At 58.1% G+C, this 16,813-nt stretch carries 20 protein-coding genes and 1 pseudogene; 7 read left to right on the top strand and 14 right to left on the bottom strand.

Features of this window, described 5'->3' with window-relative positions:
* Window positions 1-14 precede the first annotated feature (14 nt).
* The 4 genes from AU14_RS15380 to AU14_RS15365 are packed head-to-tail and all read right to left on the bottom strand — an operon-like array spanning window position 15 to window position 2,494.
* Window positions 15-476, bottom strand: a complete 462-nt coding sequence (locus AU14_RS15380) for a response regulator (RefSeq protein WP_041342247.1) — start codon at window positions 474-476, stop codon at window positions 15-17.
* Complete coding sequence (locus AU14_RS15375; protein WP_148312761.1) at window positions 469-1,614, bottom strand: sensor histidine kinase; 1,146 nt, start codon at window positions 1,612-1,614, stop codon at window positions 469-471. Before AU14_RS15375 ends, AU14_RS15380 begins: the two co-directional genes overlap by 8 nt.
* A complete protein-coding gene (locus tag AU14_RS15370) occupies window positions 1,581-1,979 on the bottom strand; it encodes a CHASE sensor domain-containing protein (protein ID WP_041342244.1) in 399 nt (132 codons plus the stop codon). The genes AU14_RS15375 and AU14_RS15370 overlap by 34 nt, the downstream gene beginning before the upstream one ends.
* The gene (locus tag AU14_RS15365; protein ID WP_041342241.1) at window positions 1,976-2,494 is read right to left on the bottom strand and encodes a YfiR family protein; all 519 of its coding nucleotides are present in this window, start codon (window positions 2,492-2,494) and stop codon (window positions 1,976-1,978) included. The genes AU14_RS15370 and AU14_RS15365 overlap by 4 nt, the downstream gene beginning before the upstream one ends.
* Window positions 2,495-2,802: 308 nt before the next feature.
* Between AU14_RS15365 and greB the strand changes: the two genes are divergently transcribed.
* Window positions 2,803-3,285, top strand: a complete 483-nt coding sequence (gene greB / locus AU14_RS15360; RefSeq protein WP_041342238.1) for a transcription elongation factor GreB — start codon at window positions 2,803-2,805, stop codon at window positions 3,283-3,285.
* A gap of 254 nt (window positions 3,286-3,539) precedes the next feature.
* Entirely contained in the window at window positions 3,540-3,740 is a 201-nt protein-coding gene (locus tag AU14_RS15355) for a hypothetical protein (protein WP_236744134.1), read from the top strand.
* Window positions 3,741-3,822: 82 nt separating this feature from the next.
* Here AU14_RS15355 and AU14_RS15350 read toward each other — a convergent pair.
* From AU14_RS15350 to ftsY, 9 genes and pseudogenes are all read right to left on the bottom strand, one after another.
* Window positions 3,823-5,312: pseudogene (locus AU14_RS15350) on the bottom strand (ATP-binding protein).
* Window positions 5,299-5,979, bottom strand: coding sequence for a winged helix-turn-helix domain-containing protein (locus AU14_RS15345; protein WP_041342235.1), 681 nt, complete (start codon window positions 5,977-5,979; stop codon window positions 5,299-5,301). The pseudogene AU14_RS15350 and the gene AU14_RS15345 overlap by 14 nt, the downstream one beginning before the upstream one ends.
* A 124-nt stretch (window positions 5,980-6,103) precedes the next feature.
* Complete coding sequence (gene hyi, locus AU14_RS15340; RefSeq protein WP_041342232.1) at window positions 6,104-6,877, bottom strand: hydroxypyruvate isomerase; 774 nt, start codon at window positions 6,875-6,877, stop codon at window positions 6,104-6,106.
* A gap of 4 nt (window positions 6,878-6,881) precedes the next feature.
* Window positions 6,882-7,793 carry an NAD(P)-dependent oxidoreductase gene (locus AU14_RS15335; protein WP_041342230.1) on the bottom strand — a complete coding sequence of 304 codons (912 nt, stop codon included), beginning with the start codon at window positions 7,791-7,793 and terminating at the stop codon, window positions 6,882-6,884.
* Window positions 7,794-7,914: 121 nt separating this feature from the next.
* Window positions 7,915-8,775 (bottom strand): RNA polymerase sigma factor RpoH, encoded by an 861-nt coding sequence (gene rpoH, locus AU14_RS15330; protein WP_041342227.1) that lies wholly within the window; start codon window positions 8,773-8,775, stop codon window positions 7,915-7,917.
* A gap of 191 nt (window positions 8,776-8,966) precedes the next feature.
* Complete coding sequence (locus AU14_RS22070) at window positions 8,967-9,449, bottom strand: cell division protein FtsX (protein WP_236744133.1); 483 nt, start codon at window positions 9,447-9,449, stop codon at window positions 8,967-8,969.
* On the bottom strand, window positions 9,446-9,970 hold the full coding sequence (locus AU14_RS22065) for a cell division protein FtsX (protein ID WP_236744132.1): 525 nt from the start codon (window positions 9,968-9,970) through the stop codon (window positions 9,446-9,448). Before AU14_RS22065 ends, AU14_RS22070 begins: the two co-directional genes overlap by 4 nt.
* Window positions 9,960-10,649, bottom strand: a complete 690-nt coding sequence (gene ftsE, locus AU14_RS15320; RefSeq protein ID WP_041342224.1) for a cell division ATP-binding protein FtsE — start codon at window positions 10,647-10,649, stop codon at window positions 9,960-9,962. The genes AU14_RS22065 and ftsE overlap by 11 nt, the downstream gene beginning before the upstream one ends.
* A gap of 30 nt (window positions 10,650-10,679) precedes the next feature.
* Window positions 10,680-11,909, bottom strand: coding sequence for a signal recognition particle-docking protein FtsY (gene ftsY, locus AU14_RS15315; protein WP_041342221.1), 1,230 nt, complete (start codon window positions 11,907-11,909; stop codon window positions 10,680-10,682).
* Between the two features lie 159 nt (window positions 11,910-12,068).
* On the opposite strand from ftsY, the gene rsmD reads away from it, so the two are divergent.
* Window positions 12,069-12,728 carry a 16S rRNA (guanine(966)-N(2))-methyltransferase RsmD gene (gene rsmD / locus AU14_RS15310; RefSeq protein ID WP_041342218.1) on the top strand — a complete coding sequence of 220 codons (660 nt, stop codon included), beginning with the start codon at window positions 12,069-12,071 and terminating at the stop codon, window positions 12,726-12,728.
* Window positions 12,729-12,787: 59 nt separating this feature from the next.
* Here the strand turns inward: rsmD and AU14_RS15305 are convergent, their stop codons facing one another.
* The gene (locus tag AU14_RS15305; RefSeq protein ID WP_041342215.1) at window positions 12,788-13,966 is read right to left on the bottom strand and encodes a DesA family fatty acid desaturase; all 1,179 of its coding nucleotides are present in this window, start codon (window positions 13,964-13,966) and stop codon (window positions 12,788-12,790) included.
* Window positions 13,967-14,201: 235 nt separating this feature from the next.
* On the opposite strand from AU14_RS15305, the gene mutM reads away from it, so the two are divergent.
* From mutM to hslR, 4 genes are all read left to right on the top strand, one after another.
* Complete coding sequence (gene mutM / locus AU14_RS15300; RefSeq protein WP_041342212.1) at window positions 14,202-15,014, top strand: bifunctional DNA-formamidopyrimidine glycosylase/DNA-(apurinic or apyrimidinic site) lyase; 813 nt, start codon at window positions 14,202-14,204, stop codon at window positions 15,012-15,014.
* Window positions 15,015-15,211: 197 nt separating this feature from the next.
* Window positions 15,212-15,544 carry a hypothetical protein gene (locus AU14_RS15295; protein ID WP_041342208.1) on the top strand — a complete coding sequence of 111 codons (333 nt, stop codon included), beginning with the start codon at window positions 15,212-15,214 and terminating at the stop codon, window positions 15,542-15,544.
* 86 nt (window positions 15,545-15,630) lie between these two features.
* The gene (gene yrfG / locus AU14_RS15290; RefSeq protein ID WP_041342205.1) at window positions 15,631-16,320 is read left to right on the top strand and encodes a GMP/IMP nucleotidase; all 690 of its coding nucleotides are present in this window, start codon (window positions 15,631-15,633) and stop codon (window positions 16,318-16,320) included.
* 41 nt (window positions 16,321-16,361) lie between these two features.
* Window positions 16,362-16,769 carry a ribosome-associated heat shock protein Hsp15 gene (hslR, locus tag AU14_RS15285; RefSeq protein ID WP_041342202.1) on the top strand — a complete coding sequence of 136 codons (408 nt, stop codon included), beginning with the start codon at window positions 16,362-16,364 and terminating at the stop codon, window positions 16,767-16,769.
* The last annotated feature ends 44 nt before the right edge of the window (window positions 16,770-16,813 follow it).

Genomic DNA, 16,813 nt, shown 5'->3' with positions numbered 1-16,813 from the left:
CCAGCACTACCTTTTCAGAACGATCGGGATGAGCCGACCATAGGAACTTGATTTACGGTTAACCAATAACGGGCGAGCAGGCACATCTGCTCACTGAACTTACTGTAGTCAATTTGCTTGGTAACGAAGCTATTGGCGCCCAGCCGATAGGCTTCGCGCAGCTCATGTGGCTCGTCGGACGAGGTCATCATGACCACCGGGAGCCAATCCGTCTGCGGGGACGACCGGATACGCCGCAGCACCTCAAGGCCACTGACCTTCGGCAACTTGAGATCCAGGAGAATGACACCAAGGGTGTCGACCTGGGGTGAACGTTTGCTGCTTTCGGTGCCAAAGAGAAATTCCAGAGCGGCCTGGCCGTCCTCCTGAAGGATAATGGGGCTATGACTGCTCGCTTTACGGAGCGCCCGCATCGTCAGGATCTGGTCATCGGGGTTGTCTTCCACAACCAGAATTGAACCATCGCCCTTAGCCATACTCTCTCCGATTTCGCTGGGCTGCCTGTTGTTGCAACCCTGACTCCGCACCACGCTCCGACCGGGGGAACTCTACATAGAAGCACGCACCGCTGTCGATTGGCGATTCCGCGAATACCCGCCCGAAATGGCGCCGTACTACCCGATCTACCGTGGCCAGCCCCAAACCCGTTCCGGAGAATTGGGCTGGTGTATGCAAGCGGTTGAAAGCCACGAACAGCTTGTCGACATATTTCATGTCGAACCCCACCCCATTGTCCTTCAACGCGATGGTAATACTGTTGCGCTCTTCACACGCAGACACATCAATCGCTCTTTTCTCGTTTTTTGAGGTGTATTTCCACGCATTCTCCAACAGGTTCTGAAAAGCAATGCGTAACATGCGCTCATCGCCAAACACCTGTATGTCCGGCTGAATAGTCACTTCCGACGGTACCGCGTCGGAAGTGTCCTGCAATTCCTCAACGATTTCCGCCAGCATAGCACTCAGGTCAACGCGCTCGACCTCCATGGCCTGCCGACTGACGCGGGAAAGTACCAGCATGCCGTCAATCAGGCTTCCCATTCTCACGGTCGCAGCACGAATTCTGGCCAGATAATCGAGACCGACATCATTCAATTGGTCCCGGCAGTCCTCCTCAAGAGCCTGACCGAAACCCTCGATGGCTCTCAAAGGCTGTCGCAAATCGTGGGACACCGAAAAACTGAACGCTTCCAACTCCCGATTGGCCAGGCTCAATTCAGAGGTACGTTCAGCAACCGTGCGTTCCAGGTTATCCTTGCTCTGCAGGATCTTCCGGTTCTGCTGCTGGATGGTGCCAATCATCTCGTTAAACGCGCTGCCCAGACTGCCCAGCTCGTCTTTGCCATAGACCGGCACCCGAATGGAGTAGTCATGCTCATGGGAAATCCGATCGGCGGCATTCGAAAGCTCAACGATGGGCTCTGATACCAGCCGCTGCAGGCGCGAGGCCACCCAGATCAGCAGCACCTGAATCCCGACGCCGACGCTGAAAGATATGACGATAAAGGTCCAGATGTGTTCTCGAAGCACCTCCAGCCGGGACATCAGATAGAACTGCCCAACAATTTCTCCGTCCAGTGTTACCGGCTCAAGCAGGCGATAGTAATCGCCCACGAACCCCACCGCCGGCTCCAGATCGAGCTCGGACAGGGCTCGTAGCCTGTCCCATTCAAGGCGCTCATGACCTCGCCAGAAACGTTGTAAACACAGACCTGCTCGATGGTCTCGATCTGATTCAAACTCGAGAGTATGGTTTTGATCTGCTGACTGTCCTCAAACAATAAGGCGGCCGCCGATTGCTCCGCCAGGATGTCTGCAATGACATGAAGTTCGGATTCAAGCTGCTCCTCGTAGGTGCGATTTTCCACCACCACCAGACTGGTGCAGACAAGCAGGATGCCCAGGGTACTGATGGAAACCGTCAGCAACAGGAGCTTGGTTTTCAGAGGCCAGTACTGCCACCGCCAGTGGTTGCTCATCGGATTACCCTCAAGGCAAGTTCCAGCAACCGGGAGTTGATCTGGAGGCCAGCCTGCTGGGCAGACAGCAGGTTAATCTCGAAGCGGATAACGTTGCCTTCCTTGACGTAGCCGATGATTCCCCCGTTATCCACGAAGTCGGGGATCTCACTGATGGTCAGTATTTGCCGGGCATGCGCATAGTCGGTAATTTCGGCAAGATTACGGGCTTTGCCAGCACCCACAAACAGCACCTGGCAGCGATCGATCTGCTGCAGCGAAGCAGGATAATCCAGCTCCAGAGCCCGGCCCTGGGACACGCGGCCATTCAACTGCTGGAGTACATCGCCAAACGGGTTTCTGCCAAAGACACAAATGGTCAGCCGAGCCCCTTCTTCAGAAGGCTCAGACCAGGTGATAAGTCGGGTGAAGTTGTAGAGAAACGCTGCCTTTACCTCATATTCGGACCGCACTGAACCGTAGGCCGTCCCCAGGGTCGACCACAGCAGCAACGCTATGAGAAATTTTAAGAACACCTAAGGGCAGCCCCCGGCCACATGCATTATCGAACCCTTACCACTAACGATGTACGCCCTGTACGTCTGGCAAGCCAGCCCGGAGTGTGTCGATCTATCGCAATCCGCAGTCGGCTTGTTGGGAGGCTTTGCGCTTAAAACCAACAATTGCCGGCATGTTCCCCGAAGGTTAGCATCGGTGGTCTTCGCGTCAATAAACGGTTGGTTAAGAAGTGTTTTCGGATGTGTCTGGGATAGCACTGCCGTGATCAATCTGAGACTCTATACCTTTCCCCAACCCCCTCTCTTGATAGCCACCCTGATTAACTATGAAAACAAACCTGATTACCCGCGCCGGGTTCGACAAGCTGCAACAGGAACTGGATTTCCTCTGGCGCACGGAGCGGCCGGAAGTCACCCGGAAGGTGACCTGGGCTGCCAGCCTCGGCGACCGTTCAGAGAACGCAGACTACCAGTACAACAAGCGTCGCTTGCGCGAAATCGACCGACGAGTGCGCTATATCCGCACCCGCCTGGAGAGCGTCAGGATTGTGGACTATTCCGAGGTTCAGGAAGGCCGGGTCTTTTTCGGCGCCTGGGTCCGGTTGGTGGACGACGAAACCTCCCTGACGTTCAGAATTGTCGGCCCCGATGAGATCTACGAGCGCAAGGATTTCGTGTCCATCGATGCGCCCATTGCTCGCGCATGTCTGAAGAAGGAGCCTGGGGACGAGGTATCGGTGCGAACACCCACCGCTGAAAAGCACTGGTGGATTGACCAGGTGTGGTACGAAGAAAACGGTTTGGTGTAACGAAAAAAACCCGTAAGAACGGGGTTAAGGCTAGCGCTGTGCTGGAGAGCGAAGCGGGCCGTGTTCGTCGCCCGCCTCAAACATTACAGCTTCTATTATGCACAGCCGGGGTTACAACAGCGTGGCTGGCGAATTACCTTTTGTTCAGATGCGCCCAGGTGCTGAGAAGCGGGAATTAGGTTGTACACTCTAGGCTCTGGCGCTATTTTGCAGGGATCGATTTTCCTGAAGATTCGCAAACACGGAGCCTGTCCATGAACACCCAGAAATTGCTGAATATTGCCCTCGATGGCATCGACACCCTCGCTATCGCCTGGACCAATACGGCATCACCGGCAAGGTTAACCGCCACAACATTGCGGCCTTTCTGGCAGCCGAGCAGAAACACCTTGAGGGCGAGTGGGACAGCATTCAGGCCAAAGTGGATCGTCGCCGTTCGCAGGTTGAACACCTGACCCAAGCTATTGAAAACCGGGCCGAGGCTATTTTTGGACCGGTTTTTGAACGGGTAAACCGTTTCCGCGCCAGCCAGTAACCCTAAAAGCTTTTAGCGTCACTGGCCTCGGTGGGAGTGGGTGAGCTATCGCCGCCTACTCCAGCGGTTTGCTCCATGGTCGTCGCCTTGATGCGCTTGCGGACACCGGTGAATGCCGGCATGTGAACCGACACCGTCAACCCGGGCGCGTCTGCATCCGGCTGAGTATCACTGAGCACAATCCGACCCTGATGGATCTCGGCAACGGCACTGACCAGGCTCAGGCCCAGACCGTTGCCTGGCAATGAGCGGCTCTTACCCACCCGGTAAAAGCGCTGGAACACCTGCTCTTTCTCCTCGTCAGGTATGCCGATACCGCTGTCGCGCACTTCGAATATCGATTCCTCTCCCTCTTTGCGGACCGCCACTCCGATAACACCCTGTTCCGGCGTGTATTTGATCGCGTTATCAATCAGGTTGCTGACCATCTGGAACAGCAAATCCCGGTCACCCTCAATCATCACACCCTTTTCCATGTGCTGCTCGAACCTCTGCTCCTTGTCTTCAGCCAGCGCTTCGTACAACTCACAGGCGTCTGCAACCAGCTCATCCAGGGCAACCGGCTTCATATCGGCGGCATTGCCACGGGTTTCCAGGCGGGCAATTCGCAGCAAGGCGTTGAAGGTGGCCAACAGCTGATCGGCTTCGGCCACGGCACGGCCGGCCTGCTCCCGCGCCTCATCGTTATCGACGGACATCAGGGTGCTTTCCAGCTGGTTTCTCAGCCGGGTCAGTGGCGTCCTCAGGTCGTGGGCAATGCTGTCGGAAACATGCCGGATACCTTCCATCAGGTACACAATCCGATCGAGCATCTGGTTCAGGTTTTCGGCCAGCTGATCGAAATCGTCTTCGGTGCCCCGAGTAGGTATTCGCAGGGAAAGATGCCCGTTCATAATTCGACGCGACGTGTTGTTGATCACTTCAATGCGCCGAGTGGTGCTGCGGCTCATCAGGAAGCCGCCAAGGAGGGCCAGCGCCAGAGTTATACCCATGCCCCAATTGATGGCGGTCTCGATGACCCGCTTGAGGTTGGTGAGCTCATCGACATCACGCCCTACCAGCAATCGAAGACCGCCCTGCACCTCAAAGATACGGGCACGGGCCAGGCGTTGCGGGCCATTCCAGCCTACGTCTTCATTCAGCGTGAAGTTAATCCAGCCACTTTCTGATCGGGCTCCCTGGGGCCAGGATTCGATATTACCGGCCAGTTTCAGGAAGTCATCGGTGGTGAGAAGATAAATCGACTTGGCGTTCGGGTCTCGGGCAACCCGTTCGCGGATGATAGTGATCAGGCCATTCACGCCACGGCCACGGTACTGCTCTGCCAGACCGGCAATTTCCGCTCGATGGTTTCATCGGTCTGGGCGGTCATAAAGCCTGCTGTACGCCAATAGATAAAGGCCAGCAAAATAAAGACGGAGGTGGCAAACACCACCATGTACAGCAAGGCTAATTGGAAGGACGAGGTCCTGAGCTGACTAAGCAGTTTCACGCAACATGTACCCTGCACCCCGGATGGTCTGCAGCAGGGGTGTTTCGAATTCCTTGTCGATTTTGGCCCGCAGGCGGCTGATGTGCACGTCAATCACGTTGGTCTGGGGATCAAAGTGATAGTCCCACACCTTTTCCAGCAGCATGGTCCGGGTAACCACTTGGCCGGCGTTACGCATCAGGTATTCCAACAACCGAAACTCCCTGGGCTGGACATCGATATTCTGGCCCGCGCGCTTTACAGTCCGCGCCAGCAGATCCATTTCCAGATCGGCCACCCGCAATACCGTCTCGGTTTCCGGTGTCTGTCGGTTACGACGCACCAGCGATTCGATACGGGCCAGCAACTCGGTGAAGGAGAACGGCTTGGTGAGATAGTCGTCACCGCCACCGCGTAAGCCTTCTACGCGGTCATCCACGTCGCCCAGTGCACTGAGGATCAGCACCGGAACCTGGTTACCCGTAGCCCGCACTGTTTTGATGATGGACAGTCCGTCCACGCCCGGAAGCATCCGATCCACGATCATGATGTCGTATTCTTCACTGGCCGCCATCAACATACCGTCTTTCCCGTCGGCAGCATGATCCACAACGAAATCAGACTCTCTCAGCCCCTTTACCAGGTAATTTGCTACGTCCTGATCGTCTTCGATTACCAGTGCTTTCACCGGCCTACCTCCCGTAAACGGATTACGATTTTTAAAGCTCAATGTAATGACAGGGTACGAAGAAGTCGGTGGCCGAGCCAGTTACGATCTTGTAAGAGGGTGTCGCCTATGGCGACGGTCACCCCTACCCCTCAAACCACGCCAGGCTGTCCCCGGTTACGCCGGAGGGCCGGTATTCCGCGCCGACCCAGCCTTCGTACCCCATGCTGTCGATCGCGGCAAAAACATTCGAAAAGTTAATCTCACCGGTGCCGGGCTCGTGTCGCCCGGGATTATCGGCAAACTGGATGTGCCCTATCCACGGCAAAAGGCACTCCATGGACCTGATCAGGTCGCCTTCCATAATCTGCATGTGGTACAGGTCGTACTGCAACCTTACGTTATCGCCATCCACCTGCTCAATCAGCGCCAGCACCTTGCCGGTGGTATCCAGCATAAAGCCCGGCATATCCACTCGGGAGTTGATGGCTTCCAGACACAAGGTAATGTCCTCGGCGGCCAGCTTCTCTGCGGCGTAGGCCACGTTGTCCACCAGCGTTTGCCAGGCCAGTTCCTCGGACACAGATTCCGGCCGCAGCCCGGCCAGACAGTTCAGTTGCCGGCAGCCCAGCGCCTTGGCGTAGTCGATGGCTTGATCGACTCCGGACCGGAATTCCTCAACCCGATCGGGCAGGCAGGCAATGCCCCGCTCACCCGCGTCCCAGTCACCCGGGGGCAGGTTGAACAGTACCTGGGTCAACTCATTGTCGCTGAGCGCCCAACTCAACACGTCTTTTGGATAGGCATAGGGAAACAGGTATTCGACCCCGTCAAACCCGGCGGCATGGGCGCAGGCGAAGCGTGCGGTGAAATCCACCTCGGTAAACAGCATGGACAGATTGGCGGCGAAGCGCGGCATGGCGTTACTCCTTCGGTCCGCGGCCAAGGGATCCCAGCAGCGCTCCGTTCAGATGTTCCAGTTCCAGCAGCAAGCCGCTGTGGTCGACATCACTGTGGCCGTTGGCAACCAGTGACAGGTATTCATTATGCACCTGCTGCGACAACGGCAGGGTCAGCCCCTCGTCGCGGGCCTCATCCAAGATCATGCGCATATCCTTGAGCTGGATCCGGGCAGGCGCTCCGGGCGAAAAATTTCGCTCCAACATCCGCTGCCCATGCAACTCCAGAATTCGAGAGCCTGCGAAGCCACCCATCAGGGCCTCACGAACCGCAGCGGGGTCGGCGCCGCCTTTGGCCGCCAGCAGCAATGCTTCCGAAACCGCGCCGATGGTAATGCCCACAATCGCCTGATTCGCCAGCTTGGCTAGCTGACCAGACCCGACGGGGCCGATCCTGGTACACCGACCCAGAGCCGCGAACACCAACTGTGCCCGCGCAACGTCTTCCTCGGAGCCGCCGGCCATGATGCTCAGGCGCGCCTCTTGCGCGCCTACCGTGCCGCCCGATACCGGGGCGTCTACATAACCTGCACTCCGTTCAGCAGCAAGCGCGGCGTGTTGGCGGGCGACAGACGGCTGCACGGAACTCATATCAATCAGCAGGGCGCCAGGCTTGAGCGCGCCAAGAGCACCCTGGGCAACCAGTACTTGATCTACAACCTCGCTGTTCTCCAGCATGGTGATGACCACATCGGCGCCAGCTACGGCCTGTTCGGGCGTATCGGCGATCGTAGCCTCACCAGAGAACGGTGCACATTTGCTGGCGGTGCGATTCCACAAGGTCATGGGGAAACCGCTGTCCAGAAGGTTGCGGGTCATAGGAGCGCCCATCAGGCCAATACCCAGAAAAGCGATGTGCGGTCGTTCAGCGGTCATAACCCATAGTCCCCTGCAGTCGTCTCAAGTGTTGTTTGCGGACACCGATTATACAAACAAAAACGCCACCAGCCGGAACGGTGGTGGCGTTTACAGGGATCCGAGTTCGGAAGGGCCGGGGTCAGGCGACTTCGGCCATCTGATTTCGAATCTTTTTCATGGCGTTTTTCTCCAGCTGGCGAATACGCTCAGCGGAAACACCGTACTTGTCGGCCAATTCGTGCAGCGTGGACTTGCTGTCCGAAAGCCAGCGTTCCCGGAGGATGTCCTGGCTACGCTCATCCAGATTCTGCAGCGCCTCCATCAGGCGGCCGTTGGAATCTTCGGTCCAGTTCGCGTTTTCCAGCTGGGTGGCCGGGTCACTGCGACGATCCTCAAGGTAGTAGGCCGGGGCCTGATACGCGTTGTCCTCGTCATCGTCCATCGGGCCATCAAAGGCGGTGTCATGGGATGACAGCCGGCCTTCCATCTCGCGCACAACCCGGGGCTCTACGCCCAGATCAGCAGCGACCGCTTTCAGCTCTTCATGGTTCAACCACGCCAGCTTTTTCTTTTGGCTGCGCAGGTTGAAGAACAGCTTCCGCTGAGCCTTGGTGGTGGCCACTTTCACGATGCGCCAGTTGCGCAGGATAAACTCGTGGATCTCAGCCTTGATCCAGTGCACTGCAAACGACACCAGACGAACGCCGTATTCGGGGTTAAAACGCTTAACGGCTTTCATCAAGCCGACGTTACCTTCCTGAATCAGGTCAGCCTGGGCCAGCCCATAACCGGAATAGCTCCGGGCAATATGAATGACAAAGCGCAAATGGGACAGCACCAGCTGACGAGCGGCCTCAACATCGCCGTCGTAATGAAGCTTCTCAGCAAGATCCCGCTCTTCTTCCGCGGTGAGCACCGGAATGCGTCCCGCCGCCTGGATGTACGACTCGAGATTTCCACCCGGAACCAGTCTGTCAATGAGCTGTAAACTCGTACCCATGCCTTAACCTCCGAACCTGACGGCCAATAAATATAGCAACTGGTGCTTTGACCGCCAAGACCCCAATAAGTTCCCGAATTTCCCAGTAACCCGTTAAAAATCAACACTCTGGAAAATCGCTGTGGTATTTCTACTCCTGAAACTACGCCAGGATACACTGCCTTTTCAATACGGTTTTTCCGCAATCTGGATCATCCGCCGGCAATTTCGCCCGGCTCAATATCGTCCAGATGCCGCTTCACGGCTACCCAGGCGCCTAGCCAGCCTAACAGCATCGCAACGATTATCAACGCCAGCGCGCCATCGACATCAAGGGCATTCAAGGTGAATTCACTGCGATACAGCTCTGTCAGACGTTCAATCGGCCCACTGAGCCACCAAAGGGACAGCTGCAGAAGTATGAACGCGACCACCCCGCCCCCTAGGCCAAACCAGGCACCAGTATAGAGGAACGGCCGCCGCACAAAGGCGTCGGTGCCGCCCACCAGCTTGGCCACCAGAATTTCGTCCCGACGGCTTTCGATCGACAACCGCACGGTGTTGCCGATAACCAGAACGACAGCCGCCGCCAGCAACAGGGACAGCGCCCAGACCGCTCGTGCCAGCAAATCAGTCATCGCATTCAGGCGCTGCAACCAGCCCAGATCAACCTGCACCCGCTCCACGCCATTCATGGCTGGATAAAGCTTACCAGACCTTCAACGCCAGCCTCGGAGCGGGCGCCTTGTTCCGGCGTAATCAGCAACGTGTGCGGCAGCGGATTGTCGTCCAGGTAGTCCAGCGCTTCCTCAAGACCGGAAGATTTCCGAAACTCGGCAAGCGCCTGATCGCGATTGACCAGTTCCACCTCGGTAACCCTACCGTCGGACGCGATTTCCTCCCGCAGCTCGCGTGCGCGCTCCTCTGGCAATTCCAGCTGCACGTAGGCGGTCAAACGGGCACTGCTTTCCCAACCGGCACTCACACCTTCCAGGCTGGTCAGCAGCAACAATAGCGCCACGGGCAGCGCCAGTGCCACCCCCATCACGGCCCAGGTCATGGAGCTGGCCACGGGGTTGCGCCAGAGTCGCTCGGCACTGTCCCGGGCCACTTTTCGGTGGTGATTGAGGTAACTTTCGGCCTGCTGGCGCCAGGGCGAGCGGGAAGTTGCAGCGCCACGGGCCGTTTCGGGTTTTCGGCGTGGGTCAGTGGCCACTTACACCCCCTGCAAGTGGCTGGCCACCGGCAATCAGGCGGCCATGATCGAGTGTCAGGGTGCGACGCCCCATCTCATTAATCAGGGCAATGTCGTGGGTGGCGATCAACACGGTGACACCGACCTGACTGAACTGGCCAAACAGGTTCATGATGTCAGCCGACAAGGCTGGATCCAGATTACCGGTAGGCTCGTCCGCCAGCAGAACCGGCGGTTTGTTCACCACCGCCCGGGCAATGCCCACGCGCTGCTGCTCACCGCCAGACAATTGCATCGGATTCATCTTTTCCTTGCTCAGCAGACCGACCTTGTCGAGGGCCGCCCGCACCCGCCGGCCAGTATCCCGCGGTGACGCCCCCATCACTTCCAGCGGCATGGCAACGTTGTCGAAAACGGTACGATCAAACAGCAGCTGGTGATTCTGAAAGACCACCCCAATGTGACGCCGGATGTACGGAATCTGACGGCGAGGCAACCGGTTCAGAACCTGACCGCCCACAATCAGCTCGCCCGCGCTCGGTCGCTCCATCACCATGATCAGCTTCAATAGCGTGCTTTTCCCGGCACCGGAGTGACCGGTGAGAAACGCCAGCTCGCCCCGATCCAGGCCAAAATTCACCTGACGCAGGGCGGTGTGGTCACTGTCGTAGCGCTTGGTAACCTGGCGGAATTCAATCATGGCAGGCTGCAGCTCCGGTCGTGCCGAGGCCTAGTCAAACAGGGCATCCACAAAGGTTTCGGCGTCGAAGCTGCGCAGGTCGTCCACCTGCTCACCCACGCCAATAAAGCGGATCGGCAACTGCAACTGGCGGGCGATGGCAAACACAATGCCGCCCTTGGCGGTACCGTCGAGCTTGGTCAGGGTAATACCACTGACACCGACCGCCTGCTGGAACACCTGGGCCTGGCTCAGGGCGTTCTGGCCAGTACCGGCATCCAACACCAGCATCACTTCATGGGGAGCAGTGTCATCCAGCTTCTTCATTACCCGAACGACTTTCTCCAGCTCGTTCATCAGGTTGTCTTTGTTCTGGAGACGGCCAGCGGTGTCGGCGATCACGACATCCACCTCACGGGATTGGGCCGACTGGATCGCATCAAAAATCACCGACGCACTGTCAGCACCATTGTGCTGGGCCACCACCGGAACATTATTGCGCTCGCCCCATACCTGCAGCTGCTCAACGGCGGCAGCACGGAAGGTGTCACCGGCGGCCAGCATCACCGACTTGCCGTCGTTCTGGAACTTCTTGGTCAGCTTGCCAATGGTGGTAGTTTTGCCGACCCCATTCACACCAACCATCAGGATGACATACGGCTTCTTGCCGGCATCCACCACCAGGGGCTTGGATACGTCTTTCAACAGCCCATGCAGTTCGTCCCGCAGGGCCTTGCGCAGCGCTTCGCCGTCCTTGAGCTGGTTACGCTCAAGCTTGTCGGTCAGCGATTCAATGATTTCCGAGGTGGCGGTAACACCCACATCCGCCATCAGCAGGGTGGTCTCAATTTCCTCGAGCAGGTCTTCATCGATCTTCTTGCCCACCGAGAACAGATCGGCCATACCGCCGGTCAGACTGGCCCGGGTTTTACCCAGTCCCTGCTTGATGCGCTCGAAGACACTGAGCTGGGGTTCCGGCTCTGGCTCTGGCGCCGGTTCCGGCTCTGCTGCCGGCTCAGGGGTAGTGACAGGCTCTGGGGCCTCGACTGCTTCAGGCTTGGCTTCGGCCGGGGCCGCTTCCTCGGCTGGGCTCTCTACACTCGCCTCTTCTGCACTGGCTTTTTCAGCAGGCTCGGCCGGCGCCGGCCCTTTCGCCACCTCCGGCTTGCGCTGAGGCACCGGCTTCGGACGCGGGGCCCGGCTGCGATTGCCGGCAACATCCAACACTAAAATGAGTACTAGAAGGGCCAACAGGCCAATTGAAATCCACTCTGCCGTCATAAAGTCATACCATCAATCCGAATGGGCGGGAGAAATAAGGCCGACATTCTAGCAGACTGTCCTGCCGAAGTGAGGGTTGCCGGAATTATCCCGCCCGCCCCGGTTTCCGCTAACATACGCGCTACGCACTGACACAGACAGGTTGCTGGAGTTAACTAAATGGCACGCAAAAAAACCGCCGGCCGGGGCTCAGTGAATTCGCCTGGCCGAGGCTCCCAGGGCGCCGGAGGCTGCATGGGTGAACTCCGCATCATCGGTGGCGACTGGCGCAGCCGGAAACTGCGCTTTCCCGACGCCGGCGGGGTGCGCCCTACGCCGGCCCGAACCCGTGAAACCCTGTTTAACTGGCTGTCGTTTCACACCGCCGGTAACGACTGCCTGGACCTGTTTGCCGGCTCCGGCGCCCTGGGCCTGGAAGCCCTGTCCCGTGGTGCCGGCGCTGTCACACTGGTCGATCACACGCCGAGCCTGGCCCGGGCACTCCGGGATAACCTGCGGCTGCTGAAATCAGACCGCGGCACGGTGGAGTGCGCAAGCGTCGACAGCTACCTGGCACACCGCACCCGGGAGCCGTTCGACATCATCTTCATGGACCCACCTTTTCGCCAGGGCTGGCTTGAGGCCATCCTGCCCGTAGTGGACGAACAAGGTTGGGTAAAGCCGGGGGGGTGGGTCTATCTGGAGCACGAAAGCGAGAGAGCAACCCCGTCCGTACCCGGCCACTGGCAACTCCATCGCCAGAAGACCGCAGGCCAGGTCACCTATTGTCTGTTTCGAGTGTCTATTTCGTGTGCCCCTGAGCAGGAACACACCGCCTGACGGCCTCACAAAACCAGCGATCCGGACACAAAAAACCCCGCCGAAGCGGGGTTCTCAATTCAGGCTGCGGGCTTGAGCGAATAGGCCCGCAGGTGCTCGGCGAACTCTTCCAGATAGCGAATACCACTGGCCTCCGCCTCTTTGCACCATTCCATCAGCGCGTTCAGCTTTTCCTGGGGTTTGAGGCCACGCTGACGCCACAGCGCCTGCAGTTCGTGGCTCTTGTCGTAGATCTGACGCAACATCGCGTTTCGTTCCAGGACAGATTCCAGGGTTTCCTTTTCTTTCGGTTGAATCAGCGTGATTTCACGTGACAACAACTGCTTGAGCTTGCGATAACGCGGCCAGATTTCGTCATCCATCAGCGCTCGTTGCTGGCGCAGAGCCGGCTCCATGACGCGCTTGCGGTACTGGCGCATGATGTCGAACCGGTTGTTGGCGATGGCCTGTACGGTTTCAACATCCACTTCCTGCTTGCCCGGCACATGATGGGCAATCGGCCGGTATCCCTTCGGCTTGGCCATACCAAACAGCTGGAACAGACGGATATAACCCCAGCCGATATCCACTTCGTACCAACGCCGCGAAAGCTTGGACGAATTCGGATAGGTGTGGTGGTTGTTGTGCAGCTCTTCACCGCCAATCAAAATCCCCCAGGGAGAGATGTTGTGGGCATTGTCGGTGCACTCGAAGTTGCGGTAGCCAAACCAGTGGCCAAGGCCGTTCACGACGCCTGCAGCCCAGACGGGAATCCACATCATCTGCAGCGCCCAGATCCAGATCCCGTGCACGCCGAACAGTGCCAGGTTAATCACTGCCAGCAACGAAACACCCAGCATCTTGTAGCGACTGTAGACATTTCGCTCGATCCAGTCTTCCGGGGTGCGCTGCCCATAACGCTCCAGGGTTTCCGGCGTGGCTGCGGTGGCGTAAAGCTCAGCACCCTCGAACAGCACCTTCTTGACGCCCAGCACTACCGGGCTGTGAGGATCCTCCTCGGTTTCACACTTGGCGTGATGCTTCCGATGGATCGCCGTCCACTCCTTGGTGTTCTGGGCGGTGGTGAGCCACAACCAGAAGCGGAAGAAGTGCTTCAGAACGGGGTGCAGGTCCAGCGAATTGTGGGCCGAGTGACGGTGCAGGTAGAGCGTCACACTCACAATGGTGATGTGGGTCATACCCAGCGCAACCAGAATCAGCTGCATCACCGACAGGTCAAGAAGACCGTTAAACCACATAAAAAATCCTCAAATCAATTCAGCGACTTGCACCGTTTCGGAAGGAAAGAAAACCGGAGAGTATCAGACCTTCGTAGGGGGGCAACAAGCCAATGATGCCACTTTAGCGTACAGGTGTTCGCTGTCACAACCGTATTTGGCTGCAATTTTGTTACTGATTACACTTAGTGTGTTTCCAAATTAGCCTTGGCCTACCAACCAAACGACAACCCCTAACCGCCCGGAGTGTCACCGCGTGCCCGAATTACCCGAAGTTGAAACCACCCGGCGCGGCATCGCCCCCCATTGTGAAGGGCAGCGCATCACCCAGGTCACGGTCCGTAATGCCAGCCTGCGCTGGCCGGTCCCGGACGACCTCGCCGAACGCCTCGAAGGTCAGACCATCCGCACCGTAGATCGGCGTGCCAAGTATCTGTTTTTGAACCTGGACGGCGGCACGGTAATTGTTCACCTGGGCATGTCCGGCAGCCTGCGCGTGATTTCCGACCAGGCCCCGCCTATGACCCACGATCATGTCGAGCTGAAGTTACAGAGCGGTGTCGTCCTGCGCTTTAATGACCCGCGACGGTTTGGTTGCTGGCTGTGGTCAGACGCCGCCGACAGTCATCCGCTAATTGCCAGCCTGGGCCCCGAACCCCTGTCGGCGGAGTTCAACGGGGGCATGCTGTACCGGCTATCCCGCTCCAAAAAGACCCCGGTCAAGTCGTTCATCATGGATAACCACGTGGTGGTGGGCGTGGGCAACATCTACGCTAACGAGGCCCTGTTCAAGGCCGGTATTCACCCCAGACGGCAGGCCGGTCGGATCAGCCTGGACCGCTACCACCTGCTCGCCGAAGCGATCCGGGAAACCCTCAGCGCAGCCATCCTGATGGGCGGAACCACCCTGCGGGACTTTGTAAATAGCGATGGCAAACCGGGCTATTTCGCCCAGTCACTGCTGGTGTACGGACGAACCGGCGCCCCGTGCCCTGAGTGCGAGACCACTTTAAAGGAAATCCGGATGAACAATCGTTCCACTGTCTATTGCCACCGCTGTCAGCGATAGCCGACGACACAAATGCACAATTTGCAACGAAAAATCGTTTGAAAATACGCAAATATGATTCATAGTTAACAGAGATTTCATGCCCTTCGTCTACACTGGGAGGCATATTCAGCGTCCACTCGGCGTCCACAAGGGTGCGGTCGGCACAATCGGGCGCGACAGAAACCACCGGGGCGACAAGTTCAGGAGACAGTACGATGACTCGAAAGATTTCCCGCACACTGATGGCCACGCTGGCCGCCTGCCTGTTGGCGTTTTCTTCTGTCGGGCATGCCAAAGCGGTAGACGAAAGTCCTTCTGCGCTGGCGATGACCGGTGATGCCATTTTCGCCCGTCCGGTCCTTTTCGCCACCACTGTCATCGGCAGTGCCGTTTACCTGGTGTCGTTGCCGTTCTCATTGCTGGGCGGGAATGCTGGAGAAGCCGGAGAAGTTCTGGTCGTGGGTCCTGCCAAAGCGACATTCGTGCGCTGCCTGGGCTGCACCCGGGTTGGCCGCAAGCCAGAGCCGGTTCAGCAAAGCGCCGAGTAACACCGCGACGAATCCGTACTATCCCGGCTTGCCAAGGCCGGGTTTCTGCGGCAGCCTGAAGAAAAATCTTTAGGCTGTTTTTGTTTATGGTGAATTGGTCCTCGTTGGAGACGGTGTTCCTCGATATGGATGGAACCCTTCTCGATCTGCATTTTGACTCCCATTTCTGGCTGGAACACCTGCCCCTGCGCTACGCAGAACGGCACAACCTTGCCCATCAGGACGCCAAAGATCATGTCATTCCGATGATCATGGCCGAACGTGGCACCCTGAACTGGTACTGCACCGATTACTGGAGCAACCGGCTAGCCCTGGACATCACCGAGCTGAAATCGGAAGTGGGTGACAAGATTGGTTACCGCCCCCACGTCACCGATTTTCTCGACGCCCTGCGCGAGTCAGGCCTGCGCACGGTGATTGTCACCAACTGCCATCCGGATCCCCTGAAACTGAAACTGGAACGAACCGGACTGGACCAGCGGGTCGATGCCATCGTATCCAGTCACCAGCTCGGACGCGCCAAGGAAGACCGGCAATTCTGGCAGGACCTGCATCAACTGGCGCCATACCAGGCCAACTCAACCCTGATGGTGGACGACAGCTTCCCGGTACTTGAAAGTGCCCGCGATGCCGGCATTGCCCAGTGTCTGGCGGTCCTGGCACCCGACAGTCAGCAAGCGGCGCATGAGCAGCACCCGGACATTCCCGGCATTCACCACTTCGACGAAGTGCTGCCCGCATTGCGCCAACGTCAGTCTCTGCCATCCGGTCGGTGAGCAGGTTATAATCAGTTCAGACGTTCACCAGGCGAGGAGACATGGCGGCACCCACCACTGACGACAACCGCGTAAGACTCGACAAATGGCTCTGGGCCGCGCGTTTCTACAAAACCCGCTCCCTGGCCAAAGAAGCCATTGAAGGCGGCAAGGTCCACTATAACAGCCAGCGCTGCAAGCCCGGCAGGATGGTGGAAGCCGGCGCCAAGTTGACCTTGCGATTGGGTTGGCAGGAAAAAGTCATCATCGTTGACGACATCAGCGACCGCCGTCGGGGCGCCCCGGAAGCCCAGAAGCTTTACCACGAGACCGACGACAGCATTAAAAAACGGGAAGACCTCGCGTGGCAGCGTAAAACCATGCAGGCCGCCCAACTACCACCGGCGCGACGGCCGTCCAAAAAAGACCGCCGCGATATCCAGCGTTTCCGCGAGCAGAACAACATCTGACTCTTTTCCAGCGCAGCGCGCCGAACGACTAAAACCGGGCTCGG

The organism is Marinobacter similis (genome assembly GCF_000830985.1).
Lineage (GTDB): Bacteria > Pseudomonadota > Gammaproteobacteria > Pseudomonadales > Oleiphilaceae > Marinobacter > Marinobacter similis.
The sequence above is the reverse complement of the archived record's forward strand: the minus strand, read 5'-3'. Positions and strand labels throughout refer to the sequence as shown.

Coding starts and splice junctions, on each gene's coding strand:
- AU14_RS22070 (WP_236744133.1), bottom strand. CDS start 9,449: ATGAATGGCGTGGAGCGGGTGCAGGTTGATCTGGGCTGGTTGCAGCGC.
- ftsY (WP_041342221.1), bottom strand. CDS start 11,909: ATGACGGCAGAGTGGATTTCAATTGGCCTGTTGGCCCTTCTAGTACTC.
- rpoH (WP_041342227.1), bottom strand. CDS start 8,775: ATGGGTACGAGTTTACAGCTCATTGACAGACTGGTTCCGGGTGGAAAT.
- AU14_RS15380 (WP_041342247.1), bottom strand. CDS start 476: ATGGCTAAGGGCGATGGTTCAATTCTGGTTGTGGAAGACAACCCCGAT.
- hyi (WP_041342232.1), bottom strand. CDS start 6,877: ATGCCGCGCTTCGCCGCCAATCTGTCCATGCTGTTTACCGAGGTGGAT.
- rsmD (WP_041342218.1), top strand. CDS start 12,069: ATGGCACGCAAAAAAACCGCCGGCCGGGGCTCAGTGAATTCGCCTGGC.
- AU14_RS15335 (WP_041342230.1), bottom strand. CDS start 7,793: ATGACCGCTGAACGACCGCACATCGCTTTTCTGGGTATTGGCCTGATG.
- greB (WP_041342238.1), top strand. CDS start 2,803: ATGAAAACAAACCTGATTACCCGCGCCGGGTTCGACAAGCTGCAACAG.
- AU14_RS15295 (WP_041342208.1), top strand. CDS start 15,212: ATGACTCGAAAGATTTCCCGCACACTGATGGCCACGCTGGCCGCCTGC.
- hslR (WP_041342202.1), top strand. CDS start 16,362: ATGGCGGCACCCACCACTGACGACAACCGCGTAAGACTCGACAAATGG.
- yrfG (WP_041342205.1), top strand. CDS start 15,631: ATGGTGAATTGGTCCTCGTTGGAGACGGTGTTCCTCGATATGGATGGA.
- AU14_RS15305 (WP_041342215.1), bottom strand. CDS start 13,966: ATGTGGTTTAACGGTCTTCTTGACCTGTCGGTGATGCAGCTGATTCTG.
- ftsE (WP_041342224.1), bottom strand. CDS start 10,649: ATGATTGAATTCCGCCAGGTTACCAAGCGCTACGACAGTGACCACACC.
- AU14_RS15370 (WP_041342244.1), bottom strand. CDS start 1,979: ATGAGCAACCACTGGCGGTGGCAGTACTGGCCTCTGAAAACCAAGCTC.
- AU14_RS15355 (WP_236744134.1), top strand. CDS start 3,540: ATGAACACCCAGAAATTGCTGAATATTGCCCTCGATGGCATCGACACC.